Annotated in this window: 15 protein-coding genes; 6 read left to right on the top strand and 9 right to left on the bottom strand. The window is 61.6% G+C overall.

Going from position 1 to position 11,213, the window contains the following annotated elements:
* Window positions 1-32: 32 nt before the first annotated feature.
* Window positions 33-782 (top strand): invasion associated locus B family protein, encoded by a 750-nt coding sequence (locus tag V4R08_RS04500; protein ID WP_335578237.1) that lies wholly within the window; start codon window positions 33-35, stop codon window positions 780-782.
* A 286-nt stretch (window positions 783-1,068) separates the two neighbouring features.
* On the opposite strand, the gene hspQ is transcribed toward V4R08_RS04500, so the two are convergent.
* Window positions 1,069-1,401, bottom strand: coding sequence for a heat shock protein HspQ (gene hspQ / locus V4R08_RS04505; protein ID WP_335578238.1), 333 nt, complete (start codon window positions 1,399-1,401; stop codon window positions 1,069-1,071).
* Window positions 1,402-1,542: 141 nt separating this feature from the next.
* A complete protein-coding gene (locus V4R08_RS04510; RefSeq protein ID WP_335578239.1) occupies window positions 1,543-2,769 on the bottom strand; it encodes a UbiH/UbiF family hydroxylase in 1,227 nt (408 codons plus the stop codon).
* Between the two features lie 149 nt (window positions 2,770-2,918).
* On the opposite strand from V4R08_RS04510, the gene pcsA reads away from it, so the two are divergent.
* From pcsA to V4R08_RS04530, 4 genes are all read left to right on the top strand, one after another.
* Complete coding sequence (gene pcsA, locus V4R08_RS04515) at window positions 2,919-3,653, top strand: phosphatidylcholine synthase (RefSeq protein WP_335578240.1); 735 nt, start codon at window positions 2,919-2,921, stop codon at window positions 3,651-3,653.
* Complete coding sequence (locus V4R08_RS04520; RefSeq protein ID WP_335578241.1) at window positions 3,650-4,381, top strand: TerC family protein; 732 nt, start codon at window positions 3,650-3,652, stop codon at window positions 4,379-4,381. Before pcsA ends, V4R08_RS04520 begins: the two co-directional genes overlap by 4 nt.
* An 85-nt stretch (window positions 4,382-4,466) precedes the next feature.
* On the top strand, window positions 4,467-5,441 hold the full coding sequence (locus tag V4R08_RS04525; protein ID WP_335578242.1) for a quinone oxidoreductase family protein: 975 nt from the start codon (window positions 4,467-4,469) through the stop codon (window positions 5,439-5,441).
* Window positions 5,442-5,721: 280 nt separating this feature from the next.
* Window positions 5,722-5,871 (top strand): hypothetical protein, encoded by a 150-nt coding sequence (locus V4R08_RS04530; protein WP_335578243.1) that lies wholly within the window; start codon window positions 5,722-5,724, stop codon window positions 5,869-5,871.
* A gap of 10 nt (window positions 5,872-5,881) precedes the next feature.
* Here the strand turns inward: V4R08_RS04530 and V4R08_RS04535 are convergent, their stop codons facing one another.
* The 3 genes from V4R08_RS04535 to pxpB are packed head-to-tail and all read right to left on the bottom strand — an operon-like array spanning window position 5,882 to window position 8,447.
* Window positions 5,882-6,649, bottom strand: a complete 768-nt coding sequence (locus V4R08_RS04535) for a LamB/YcsF family protein (RefSeq protein WP_335578244.1) — start codon at window positions 6,647-6,649, stop codon at window positions 5,882-5,884.
* A gap of 59 nt (window positions 6,650-6,708) precedes the next feature.
* Entirely contained in the window at window positions 6,709-7,719 is a 1,011-nt protein-coding gene (locus V4R08_RS04540; RefSeq protein ID WP_335578245.1) for a 5-oxoprolinase subunit C family protein, read from the bottom strand.
* Complete coding sequence (gene pxpB / locus V4R08_RS04545; RefSeq protein WP_335578246.1) at window positions 7,716-8,447, bottom strand: 5-oxoprolinase subunit PxpB; 732 nt, start codon at window positions 8,445-8,447, stop codon at window positions 7,716-7,718. Before pxpB ends, V4R08_RS04540 begins: the two co-directional genes overlap by 4 nt.
* Window positions 8,448-8,569: 122 nt before the next feature.
* Here pxpB and V4R08_RS04550 point away from each other — a divergent pair, with 122 nt between their 5' ends.
* Entirely contained in the window at window positions 8,570-8,980 is a 411-nt protein-coding gene (locus V4R08_RS04550; protein WP_335578247.1) for a (R)-mandelonitrile lyase, read from the top strand.
* A 127-nt stretch (window positions 8,981-9,107) separates the two neighbouring features.
* Here the strand turns inward: V4R08_RS04550 and V4R08_RS04555 are convergent, their stop codons facing one another.
* From V4R08_RS04555 to V4R08_RS04570, 4 genes are all read right to left on the bottom strand, one after another.
* On the bottom strand, window positions 9,108-9,575 hold the full coding sequence (locus V4R08_RS04555; RefSeq protein ID WP_335578248.1) for a hypothetical protein: 468 nt from the start codon (window positions 9,573-9,575) through the stop codon (window positions 9,108-9,110).
* A 378-nt stretch (window positions 9,576-9,953) separates the two neighbouring features.
* Complete coding sequence (locus V4R08_RS04560; RefSeq protein WP_335578249.1) at window positions 9,954-10,085, bottom strand: hypothetical protein; 132 nt, start codon at window positions 10,083-10,085, stop codon at window positions 9,954-9,956.
* Between the two features lie 437 nt (window positions 10,086-10,522).
* Complete coding sequence (locus V4R08_RS04565; RefSeq protein ID WP_335578250.1) at window positions 10,523-10,708, bottom strand: hypothetical protein; 186 nt, start codon at window positions 10,706-10,708, stop codon at window positions 10,523-10,525.
* A gap of 322 nt (window positions 10,709-11,030) precedes the next feature.
* The gene (locus tag V4R08_RS04570) at window positions 11,031-11,207 is read right to left on the bottom strand and encodes a hypothetical protein (RefSeq protein ID WP_335578251.1); all 177 of its coding nucleotides are present in this window, start codon (window positions 11,205-11,207) and stop codon (window positions 11,031-11,033) included.
* Between the last annotated feature and the right edge of the window lie 6 nt (window positions 11,208-11,213).

The following is an 11,213-nucleotide window of genomic DNA, read 5'->3' on the forward strand; positions in this document are numbered from 1 at the left end:
CGAATCCTAGTGTTCAGAAAGGGTTTTCCGCAATGAACTTTCGTCTCTTGGCCGCGTCGGCTCTGCCGCGCGGACGGGCCGTTGCCCTGTTTGCCGCGGTGACGCTCGTGGCTGCTCCATTTATTATGTCGGACGCTTTCGCCCAACACCCGCCCGCCGCGGCATCCAAGGGCAAGAAAGCCGCGCCCTCGAATGCTGCGCAGGCGCCTGCGGCAGCACCGGCCGACCAGCAGGTGCAACTGATCTACGCGCCCTGGACCAAGTTCTGCCTGAAGGGGCAGGACGCGAAGGCCAAGCAGGTCTGCTTCACCGGCAAGGACGGACGGATCGAATCCGGCCAGCCTGTGATCGCAGCGGTCATCATCGAGCCGGAAGGCGAGCCGAAGAAAATCCTCCGCGTAACGCTGCCGCTCGGCATGCAGCTTGTTCACGGAACGCGCATCATCATCGACAACAATCCGCCGCAGCAGAGCCCTTACGTGATCTGCTTCGCCAACGGCTGCATGTCAGATTACGAACTGACGCCGGAGATGCTTGCAAACCTCAAGAAAGGTAAGAACCTGATCGTTCAGGCGATCAATTCCAACGGTGCGCCGCTGACGCTGCCGCTTCCGCTGGCTGAATTCGCCAAGGCTTATGACGGCCCGCCGACCGATCCGAAGGTGTTCGAGGAAACCCAGAAGAAACTGCAGGAAGAGCTGCAAAAGCGGGCCGCCGAAGCGCGCGCAAAGCTCGAGGCCACCCAGCAGAATGCGGGCACAGCACCCGCCGCCAAGCAATAAAGCGGGAATCAAGTTAGGTTCGGTCGGCTCTGCCGTCATTGCGAGCTCGCGACAAAATTGGCTCTCGCCAATTTTGCGCTGAGCGAAGCAATCCAGAGACCACACGGAAAGGACTGGATTGCTTTGTCGGCGTCGGGACGACGCTACGCGTCGCCCTCGGCCTCCTCGCAATGACGTCGATCCCGACTGAACCCATCCCGTTCCAACCCTCCTCGAGAAGGCAAACGGAAAAGGCGACCCTTGCGAAGCGTCTTTTTTGTTGGCGAGTAACGGTCGAAAGACCGCCTCAGTTCAGCGATGGATTGCGGGGGCGATAGCCGCCGGATTTATCCTTGACGAAAATCTCCGTCACCTGCGAATGCCGGATCGGCTCGCCGGAGTCGTCGGGCAGAAGGTTCTGCTCGGACACGTAAGCCACGTATTCGGAATCCGCGTTCTCGGCAAGCAGATGGTAGAATGGCTGGTCCTTATGCGGCCGGACATTCTCCGGGATCGAGAGCCACCATTCTTCCGTGTTGTTGAAAATCGGATCGATATCGAAAATCACGCCCCGAAACGAAAAAATCCGGTGGCGAACGATCTGGCCGATCTGAAACCTGGCGGTACGCGCTTTTGCCATGCCTCGTCGAATAGACCAGGATTACGGCCGAAGCTAGAGGCAAAACTAACGAATCGGGTTCCCGGGTTCGTTGAACGGCTGCGCCTCGCGCATGGCTGGCGAACCCCGAAAACCACCGTCGCGGGCGACCGACGCGGCCGTTCAAGACCGGCCGGATCGCGTTTCGCTGTATGAACGTTGCCGCCACGACGGCGCGAGACCCTCGCGCATGGCAAGGCGTCGGAGCGGGCCGATCTTGCCGATCAGGTGCAGACCGAGCGCGCGTGCGGTCTGGGTCGGCAGGAAATCGCTCAGCAGCGACCGGTTGGCCATGTCGATTGCCAACGTCCGGCTCAGCACGTCGCTGCGCCGCGCCGTATCGAAACGTGCGAGAGCCCGGGGTGAGCCGGGGTCCTCGCCGGACGATAGAGCGCGGCGGACAACGTCTGCGATGTCAGCAGCATCACGCAGACCCATGTTCAAACCCTGCGCGCCGATCGGCGGCAGAACATGGGCGGCTTCGCCAACCAGCACAATGCGGTTGTTTGCGAAGCGCGCGGGTCGTTCGATCCCGAGCGGAAACAGATTCCGCCCCGGCCCGACATGAAGCCGTCCCAGGATCGAATGCGATTGCCGTTCGGCGGCTTCGGCCAGGTCGTCGTCGCTGAGCGCCTTGAGCCGCTCGGCCTCCTTCGGCGAGGCGACCCATACGACGCTGGAGCGATTTCCCGGCAACGGTACGAAAACGCAGGGACCATGCGGCGTGTGAAATTCGGTCGAGATATTCTTGTGCGGCCGGGCATGAGTAACGTTGAAGGTCAATGCAGCCTGATCGAGGGTGCGACGCGTGACGCCGATGCCGGCTGCCTTGCGGCAGAGCGACTGCCGTCCGTCGGCGCCGACGGCGAGACGGGCGGTCAAGGTCTCGCCCTGCCGCGTCGTGATGGTGACTGCGGCATCGTCGGGCACCACGCCCTCCGCCTCGCCGTCGATCCGCGTGAGGCGTCCGGCTTCCGCGGTCCGCGCTTCCATGGCGGCCATCAGCGCGCGGTTTTCGATGTTGTAGCCGAACGCATCGAGTCCGATCTCGTCGGACGAGAACCGCACCTCCGGCGCCCGGATAAGACGTCCGGTATCGTCGACGAGCCGCATGCCGCGGAGAGCCGCGGCATCGGCCTCGCAGCGGGTCCATACGTCAAGCTGCCGCAGCAGATCGACGGAGCCGCCGAGCAGCGCCGTCGTCCGGTTATCGCTGTAGGGGACGCGACGAGCGATCAGCGCCGTGCGTGCGCCTGCATCGGACAGCGCGATCGCCGCCGCCAGTCCGGCAGGGCCGCCGCCGACCACCGCGACGTCGTAAATGGCATCCGGCTTCGCACTCTCGTTCATGTGCAGACAATCAACATTCGCAACGGCATTTTCAAGCCCGCAGGCCAACATTGTTCGGCGATGACCGGTCTGTTCCCGGTCGTTCGCGCGGCGGAACGCCGCAAGGACCGTTATGCAAACCGGCACGATTCCTGATAGCAAGATGGCAAATGAGCCAGTCAAGCCGGCAGGACCCGCTACCCGGACCGAGAGCGTCGCGCGTTGCCGCGTTCTTTGTCCATGTTTTGACGGCGACGGGCGCCGGCATTGCGCTGCTTGCACTGCTTGAAGCCGTGCGGGAGCATTGGGCGGCCATGTTCGTCTGGCTTGGTCTCGCACTCGTGATCGATGGCCTGGACGGGCCGATCGCACGGCGACTGAACGTCGAAGCGGCGCAGCCGAACTGGTCGGGCGAGGTGCTGGACCTGGTGGTCGACTTCGTGACCTACGTCTTCGTTCCTGCCTATGCCATTACCGCGAGCGGCCTGCTGCTGCCGGTCGCCGCGCCCTTGCTGGGTGTGGGCATCGTGATCAGCGGTGCGCTCTATTTTGCCGACCGCCGGATGAAGACGGCGGACAATCACTTTCGCGGCTTTCCGGCGCTCTGGAACGCGGCTGCGTTCTACCTGTTCCTGCTGCGTCCGTCGGCGGCGATATCGACGCTCGGCATCGCCGCGCTTATTGCACTGACCTTCGTGCCCATCAACGTGCTGCATCCGATACGGGTGAAGCGGCTGCGCGGTCTTAATCTGTCGCTGATCGCAGTATGGGCCGTGCTGGCGATCATGACCGTCGTAGAGAATTTCAATGTGGCGATGCCGGTCACCGCCATGCTTTGCGCTATTGCGCTCTACGTCATTTGCGGCGATGCCGTGATCCGTGTCATGCGGCGAGAGAACCGATGATCGAACTGCTGACCAGTCCGGAAGCATGGGCCGCGCTGTTGACGCTGACGGTGCTCGAGATCGTTCTGGGAATCGACAACGTCATCTTTTTGTCGGTGATCGTGTCGCGAATCCCGCCGCCGCAGGCGAAGCGGGCACGTCAGATCGGCCTGGCGTTGGCGCTGATCTTCCGCATTCTCCTGCTGAGCATTCTGGTCTGGCTGATCGGTCTGACCGCGCCCGTGTTTGCGGTGAAGGGCTTTGAGTTCTCCTGGCGCGATATCATCTTGATCGGCGGCGGCTTGTTCCTGATCGCCAAGGCAACGCACGAGATTCACGGCGAAGTGGAAGCGCGCGACTCCGAGGAGAACGGGGCATCGAGATCGAGTACATTTTTCTGGATCATTGTCCAGATCATCGTCATCGACATGGTATTCTCGCTGGACTCCATCATCACCGCGATCGGCATGGCCAAGGATCTCGAGATCATGATCGCCGCCGTCGTCATCGCATGTTTCATCATGTATGTGTCGTCGGGACCGGTGGCGCGGTTCGTCGCCGAGCATCCAACCACCAAGATGCTGGCGCTGACGTTTCTGGTTCTGATCGGGGTCGCGCTCGTCGCTGACGGATTCCATTTCCACATCCCGCGCGCCTATATCTACTTTGCGATGGCGTTCTCGGCGGCGGTAGAACTGTTCAACGTGCTCGCCAGGCGCAACCGCAATCGCAACAGGGCGGCCCGCTGATTTATGGAGGCACTCCAGCGTTGAGTTGACAACATAGGCTCAATGCTTTTCGCTCTCCGAAGCGCAGTTGGCAGGGAGAGGACAGATGACCAGGGCAGTGCGCGTTCATCAGGTAGGCGGTCCCGAGGCGCTCGTCTATGAGGCCGTGGACCTGCCCGCGCCGGGGCAGGGCGAGGTCCGCATCAAGCAACATGCCGTCGGCCTGAATTTCATCGACGTCTATTATCGCACCGGCCTCTACAAGGCGCCGACTATGCCGTTTGTCGTCGGTAACGAGGCCGCCGGCGAAGTCGTTGCCGTCGGGCCGGGCGTCACCGATTTCCATCCCGGCGACCGCGTCGCTTACTATGCCAATCTCGGCGCTTACGCGACCGAGCGCAACGCTCCGGCCGACAAGCTGGTCAAGTTGCCGGACCACATCACCTACGAGCAGGGTGCTGTGCTGATGCTGAAGGGATTGACGGTGTGGTATCTCCTGCACAAGACCTTCAAGGTCGGGCAGGGCCATCGCGTGCTGATCCATGCCGCGGCCGGCGGAATTGGGCTTCTCGCCTGTCAGTGGGCGAAGGCGCTTGGCGCGAACGTCATCGGCACCGTCGGATCGAAGGCCAAGGCGGATCTCGCACTGGCCAATGGCTGCGATCATGTCATCCTTTACAAGGAGGAGGACTTCGTCGCGCGCGTCAAACAGATCAGCCGCGACGAGTTGTGCGACGTGGTCTATGACGGCGTCGGCAAGACCACGTTTCCGGGCTCGTTGTCCTGCCTGCGGCCGCGCGGCCTGTTCGTCAGCTTCGGCAACGCTTCCGGTCCGGTGCCTCCGTTCGCGCTGACTGAACTTAACAATCACGGTTCGCTGTTCGCGACGCGGCCGAAGCTGAACGACTATGTGGCGACGCGCAGGGAGCTGCTTGAAGGCGCCGATACACTGTTCGCCGCCGTCATCAATGGAGAGCTGCACGTTCCGATCAACCATGCCTACGCCTTGAAGGATGCGGCGAAGGCGCAGACCGACCTGGAAGGCCGCTTGACGACCGGAGCCGCGATTCTCAAGCCATAGAGCCTGGAGCATGATCCCGAAAAGTGGAATCCGGTTTTCGGATAAGATCATGCTCAATCAAAAGAATAAGGCTGGAGTCCGATCCAACGCAGTTGGGACCAGATTCCAGCCGGCATTGATCGAGATGCCCGCGAACAGAATTTTTCGCAAACATGCTTGCGGAGAATTTCCGTCCGAATATCCGGTCTTTTGAAGAATCTCATCGCTTATTTTCCTTACCGATCTTGCCGCCGGCGGGAAGCATCGTTCATTGTGGAGCGTGTTGAGCCGGAGACCGAAGATGTACCAACGATCCGACGAAACCCGACTGAACGCTGGCACCCGCCTGACAGAGCGCACGGTGTTGCGTGTCCAGACGTTTGCGCTGTACGGCTCGCTCGCCCTGATCGCCGCCGTGGTATTCGGTTCGCTATCAATCCATCCGTTCTGATCGGAACGGATTATTTCGTTGTCTTGAACGGCGCAACAGCGATGCCGTTGTCCTTGAGCGTCTTGCGCAGCACGCGTGCGATTTCGACCGCGCCGGGCGTGTCGCCGTGGATGCAAACGGTATCCATCCGCATCTTGATTGTCTTGCCGGTGATCGAGACGACTTCTCCGGACTGAACCATTTTCACCACGCGCCGGGCGATGGCGTCCGCATCGTGCAGCACCGCGCCGGACTTGCGACGCGACACCAGCGATCCGTCGTCTTCATAGGCACGGTCGGCGAATACTTCATGCACCATCGACAGGCCGAAGGCTTCACCCGCGGCAACGAGGCGTGAGTTCGCGAGTACAACAAAGACCAGATCGGGATCGACCGCCTTGATTGCCGAGGCAATCGCGCGCGCGGTCATGTCGTCGTCGCAGGCGATGTTGGAAAGCGCGCCGTGCGCCTTCACATGCGTGACCTTGTGACCGGCCATGGTGGCGATCGCCTGCAATGCGCCGATCTGGTAGGCGACGAGGTTTTCAATCTCCGACGATGAAAGGCCCACGACCGGACGCCGGCCGAACCCGTGCAGATCGCGATAGCCGGGATGCGCGCCGATGCTGACGCCGCGCGCTTTGGCGAGATCGACCGTCTTCTTCATGGTGTCGGCATCGCCGGCGTGGAAGCCGCAGGCGATGTTGACGGAGGTCGCGAGATCGATCATCGCGGCATCGTTGCCCATCGACCAGACACCAAAGCTTTCGCCGAGATCGCAGTTGAGGTCGATCGTCATGTCGTTTTTTGCTCCAATGCGGAGAGCGGTTGCTATGGCTCCGAAGGCGGCCAAGCTTGTCACGTTCCATTGTCGAATGCATTCACCGCAGAACCGGCGATATTGGCGTTCTGCAACGCGTCGCTGATGTCGAAATTGCGCACGTCGCTGATGCGGTCGGGGAGGGTTCGCAACAACTCCGCCATCGCGCGCGCCTCGGCCTGGGCATCAGTCATGGTGACGGCCTCAAAGCGGAAGCCACGGCCGGCGGGGATTTGCGCGAAGCGGCCGAGGTCGACGGTGATCACTGTCGCGATTTTCGGATAGCCGCCGCTGGTGCCGCGATCCGGCATCAGCACGATCGGCTGTCCGTCGCCGGGAACCTGAATGCTGCCGTTCACGGTGCCGTCGGAGACGATGTTATGGCCGTGCAGATGCTTGATGGTCGGACCTTCAAGGCGATAGCCCATGCGGTCGCTTGCCGACGAGATTTTCCACTCGCTGCGGAGGAACAGATCCTTTGCGTCGCCGAATTCGTCGTCCTGCGGCCCCATCACGACGCGGATCGGGCCGTCGGATACCGCCGGAAGGTCGATCCGTCGCTCGGTCGCGGCCTTTGCTGCATCGACATCGAGGGCGTCATCGGCCTGCAACGGCCGCGGAAACGGACCGCCGAGGCCGGCGCGTGCATTGACGGCGAGGCTGCCGAACATCGGCTCGCCTTTCACGCCACCCTCGATGGCGAGGTAGCTGAAGATCCCGCCGCGTGCGAAGCCGAGCGTCAGGCTTTCGCCGTCATCGAGCGTGCAGGATTCGTTGAGCGACACCGGGCGGCCTGCGACTTCGACGTTCCGCACGGCGCCCGCGAGCGCAACGCGTACCTTGCCCTCGCGGGCGACGAAAGCGGCGCCGAACGGCCCGACTTCGATCGCAGCGGCAAAGGGCGGATTGCCGACCAGGCAATTGGCGGCCGCCAGTGCGAGGCGATCCACCGCGCCGCTCGGCGTCAGGCCATAGCGCTGCACGCCGTAGCGCCCGCCGTCCTGAACCGACGTCGCGGGTCCGACAGCGGTGACGACAAGCTTGCTCATGAGGTCACTAGTTCCGCGACGAACTCCCCGCGCGCGGCGGCGCGATCTTGTTCGAGGAACTGCTTGTCGTCGACCGCATGGAACGTGACGGCATCTCCCGGTTCGAGCAGGAAAACAGGATCGCGGTGAAGCTGGTAGGTGCGCACGGCGGTCCGGCCGAGCAGGTGCCAGCCGCTGGGTCCGGCGAGGCACTGGATACCAGTCTGGAGACCGCCGATCGGGATTGCGCCGGCGGGTGTGAGCAGGCGCGGGCTCGCGCGTCGCGGCATTCGAAGTGAATCGTCGAGGCCGCTGAGATAGGACCAGCCCGGCGTAAATCCGATCATGGCGACGCGATAATCACCAGCGACATGACGCGCGACGATATCGTCCGGCGTCAGGTTCAACGTCCTGGCGACATTTTCGAGATCGATGCCATGCTCGCCACCATAGGCGACGGGGATGCGCCAGCGCCGGGTCGCGGTCGCCGGCGGCGCCGGCAATCGAGCGAGTGCCGTCAGGCGTTCGCCGAGTTCATCGAAACCAACCCGGACCGGATCGTAGTGAACGAGCAGCGATCGGTAGGTCGGCACGGTTTCGGTGACGCCGTCAATCGGCGCGTCCGCAAGTGCGCGGTCGAGCGCAAGCACGCGACGGTTGGCCTGCTCGTCGATGACGCGGCCGAATTCCACCGTGATGGCGGCATCGCCGCTTGGCAGAAGGCGGGGCGGAGACAAAGTTGCGGTCATGACCGATCGATAAGTTCGTCAGCGGGGATTCCAGCCGTCAGCATTGTCTTGGCGATAGATGGATTTGCAGCAATAATACGTGCAAATGAATTATTGATGGCAAGCGCCACAGGAGGTCACCCATGGATATCCATCAAGCAGGTTCGCGGCCGGCAAAAACTGGGCCCAAGGAGTATTTTTCCGGCACGGTTTTGGTCGAGCCGATCATCGCCGCTGCGAATGCGCCCTCACGCGTCATGGCCGCGAGCGTCGCGTTCGAGCCCGGCGCACGCACCGCATGGCACACCCATCCGCTCGGCCAGACGCTATACGTGGTTTCCGGCGTCGGGCTGGTCCAAACCGAGGGTGGGCCGATCCGAGAGATACACCCCGGTGACACGGTATGGTTTCCGCCGGGAGAAAAGCACTGGCACGGCGCGGCGCCGACCACCGCTATGACCCACATCGCGGTGCACGAATCCCTCGACGGAAGCGCCGTCACCTGGATGGAACACGTCACCGACGAGCAATACGGCGGTCAAGTCGGCGGCTGACCAAATCAAAAGTCGTGACGGGTCGCCCGGGTTCAATCCGTGACGGGTGGCCCTCTCGACGCGAGAGCAAACAGCCGCCGGCTCGAAGGAGCGTTCTCCCGTCAGTTCGGTGTGGGGCCGGGGCGGGCTACTCGTCGTCGCGCGGGCCGACTTCGCCACCGGCCATCTCGCTTCGCAGCGCTTCAAACCGCTGGCAGGCGTCATGCTCGCGGTCGTCGACAAACTTGATCGCGGCTTCTTTTGTCATGGGACCGCTGACAAGCGGGTGCGAACTTTCTCCGATCGTTTCATCAACGAAATAGTCGCCGCTGTCATCGCGGCGCGTGGTCCACTTGAACCGGACGGCGGCGAGCGGGCCGGGCCCATACTTGGTGTAGCTGTCGGTTTCGACGAAATCGGAAGGAGAATCGGAAGCGGGATCGGGCACGACCGAAGTCGCCGCCGGTATTTCCTCGGTCGGGCAAACCCTGGGCCGGTCTGTCGCCTCCGACTCAGGGGCGCCCCCGGTGTCGTTTCGTTCCTCGGAAGTTTCCGGCGTGTCGACGAGGCCCGCAATCGCCTCGAGGGTGTCGTCGGTCGGATCGCCTTCACTCACCCGCTATCCCCCTATTGAGAATGGAGGCGACGCGGCGCACGCGTCCGCAAGTTGTTGGCGCGTCCGTCCCCATGCACATCTGGACATGTATCCAGACGCAAATGGCGGTTTTTTGTCTTTCCGGGGGCGCTGTTGGGCAGGACCGTGAAGCTCGTGGAATGCGGACGGTCAACTCGCGCATCGCCAAGCACCGCCTGGCGATGGAAGTGAATGTCCTCCGTTTACCATTCCTCAAAACATAGATTTACCAGCCTGTTAAAGCCGATTCCATTGGAATTTCTTTAACAGGGAGGAAGCTTTCGCCCCCGAGATCGCCGCGTTTCGCGTAGTCAAAAAGCGCGAATGATGCTTCAGCCGAATTCTCTATTGCGCGGCTGCTCAATCGTCTTTCGCGATCTCTTTCGGCGCCTCTTCCTCTTTGCGCGTCGACGGATGAGATCGCACGTAGCGATAGCTTGCATAAAAGAGCAGGCCGCAGCCAACGATTGCGCCAAACATGACCAGGGGCATGGTGTTGTCGTGCCTCAAACAGCGGAACAGAACGATCGCCTATCGTAAAAGCGACCGGCGCCGTCCCTGATGGTGCAACTCTAGATCGCGGAAGGCGAAAAGAGCAATATCGGAGTTCGCAGCCTCGGCCGGAAGATGGAGGAGGCAAATAAACTTGAGACCACGAGGTACGCCCGACGAGGGCTGCGGCGCATCGCGGTAGGGCTTGTCCGTAGGCCAAGGCGCACAGGTTCCGTCGCCGACGACCAGCAGCAGCAACCAGCTATACTCAACTGATGGGCCTCTTGGACGGCAAGCGGCGTGGGGGAAATCGTGTTAAACGCGTGATGCATACCGAGATGGCGGAAGAGGTGGGAAGTGAGGGCGGACAGGGGAGCGGAAGAGCTGTCGCTTTACGGTGCCCCCGAATGGGAGGAAGCGTTGGTGGGATTTAATAGTTAGCGCGGCTCGGTGGTCAGTTTGGTAATAAGGGTGCCAAGACGCTCATCTAACTTTTGCAAGGTCTCCTCGGCCAGCTTTTCGTCCTTGTCTTTGAGAACGGCGTCCATTGCGACGTGAAGTCCCTGCATAATGTTCTTTAATGCCTCGATCGTTGCTTGGTTCGCGCGCAGTCCTTCTGTCATCATCTCGCCTTTCTGAATTCCAATCTCTACAAGCTGCCCTGATCGCCCTCAACCTTCCGACAACTCTAAGGCACGGATCGGAAGGCGCAATCTATATTTCTGTTTCGACTTAAGGCAATCCCGACCAGCCTACAAGTCGTCTCCGGTCACTTGGTAGATCCTCCTGGCGACGACGCCAGCCGTCCAGAGCCTTGGTCATGTCTGGCTGAACTTGGAGGCCAACAAGCTCCCTGTAACGAGGGAATATATCTATTGTGATTGTGGCGGAAGGGGTGTCCGTCAATAGCCGTTGTTTTGTAAGGGCTATTTCGCACTTCCGGATTTAATCCACGTCGTCACCCTCATCATCGGGAATATAGACGCCGTTCTCTTTCGCCATCGCGTGGATTTGCACTTTCATCCGCTCAACGTTCTCAGCCAGCGCGGCGACATCGACCACTAGGCTCATCAGAACGCGCGCGGTGAATTGGGGATCGGCTTCTTCAATCTGCGTTGTCATGTGTTT

Origin of the sequence: Nitrobacter sp. NHB1 (genome assembly GCF_036964665.1) — a bacterium.
Taxonomy (GTDB): Bacteria; Pseudomonadota; Alphaproteobacteria; order Rhizobiales; family Xanthobacteraceae; genus Nitrobacter.

What these genes read in the sequence shown, in the direction of transcription:
- V4R08_RS04565 (WP_335578250.1), bottom strand. Translation starts at nt 10,708, where the DNA reads ATGACAGAAGGACTGCGCGCGAACCAAGCAACGATCGAGGCATTAAAG.
- V4R08_RS04500 (WP_335578237.1), top strand. Translation starts at nt 33, where the DNA reads ATGAACTTTCGTCTCTTGGCCGCGTCGGCTCTGCCGCGCGGACGGGCC.
- pcsA (WP_335578240.1), top strand. Translation starts at nt 2,919, where the DNA reads ATGAGCCAGTCAAGCCGGCAGGACCCGCTACCCGGACCGAGAGCGTCG.
- V4R08_RS04525 (WP_335578242.1), top strand. Translation starts at nt 4,467, where the DNA reads ATGACCAGGGCAGTGCGCGTTCATCAGGTAGGCGGTCCCGAGGCGCTC.
- V4R08_RS04520 (WP_335578241.1), top strand. Translation starts at nt 3,650, where the DNA reads ATGATCGAACTGCTGACCAGTCCGGAAGCATGGGCCGCGCTGTTGACG.
- V4R08_RS04510 (WP_335578239.1), bottom strand. Translation starts at nt 2,769, where the DNA reads ATGAACGAGAGTGCGAAGCCGGATGCCATTTACGACGTCGCGGTGGTC.
- V4R08_RS04530 (WP_335578243.1), top strand. Translation starts at nt 5,722, where the DNA reads ATGTACCAACGATCCGACGAAACCCGACTGAACGCTGGCACCCGCCTG.
- V4R08_RS04550 (WP_335578247.1), top strand. Translation starts at nt 8,570, where the DNA reads ATGGATATCCATCAAGCAGGTTCGCGGCCGGCAAAAACTGGGCCCAAG.
- V4R08_RS04540 (WP_335578245.1), bottom strand. Translation starts at nt 7,719, where the DNA reads ATGAGCAAGCTTGTCGTCACCGCTGTCGGACCCGCGACGTCGGTTCAG.
- pxpB (WP_335578246.1), bottom strand. Translation starts at nt 8,447, where the DNA reads ATGACCGCAACTTTGTCTCCGCCCCGCCTTCTGCCAAGCGGCGATGCC.
- V4R08_RS04570 (WP_335578251.1), bottom strand. Translation starts at nt 11,207, where the DNA reads ATGACAACGCAGATTGAAGAAGCCGATCCCCAATTCACCGCGCGCGTT.
- hspQ (WP_335578238.1), bottom strand. Translation starts at nt 1,401, where the DNA reads ATGGCAAAAGCGCGTACCGCCAGGTTTCAGATCGGCCAGATCGTTCGC.
- V4R08_RS04560 (WP_335578249.1), bottom strand. Translation starts at nt 10,085, where the DNA reads ATGCCCCTGGTCATGTTTGGCGCAATCGTTGGCTGCGGCCTGCTCTTT.
- V4R08_RS04535 (WP_335578244.1), bottom strand. Translation starts at nt 6,649, where the DNA reads ATGACGATCGACCTCAACTGCGATCTCGGCGAAAGCTTTGGTGTCTGG.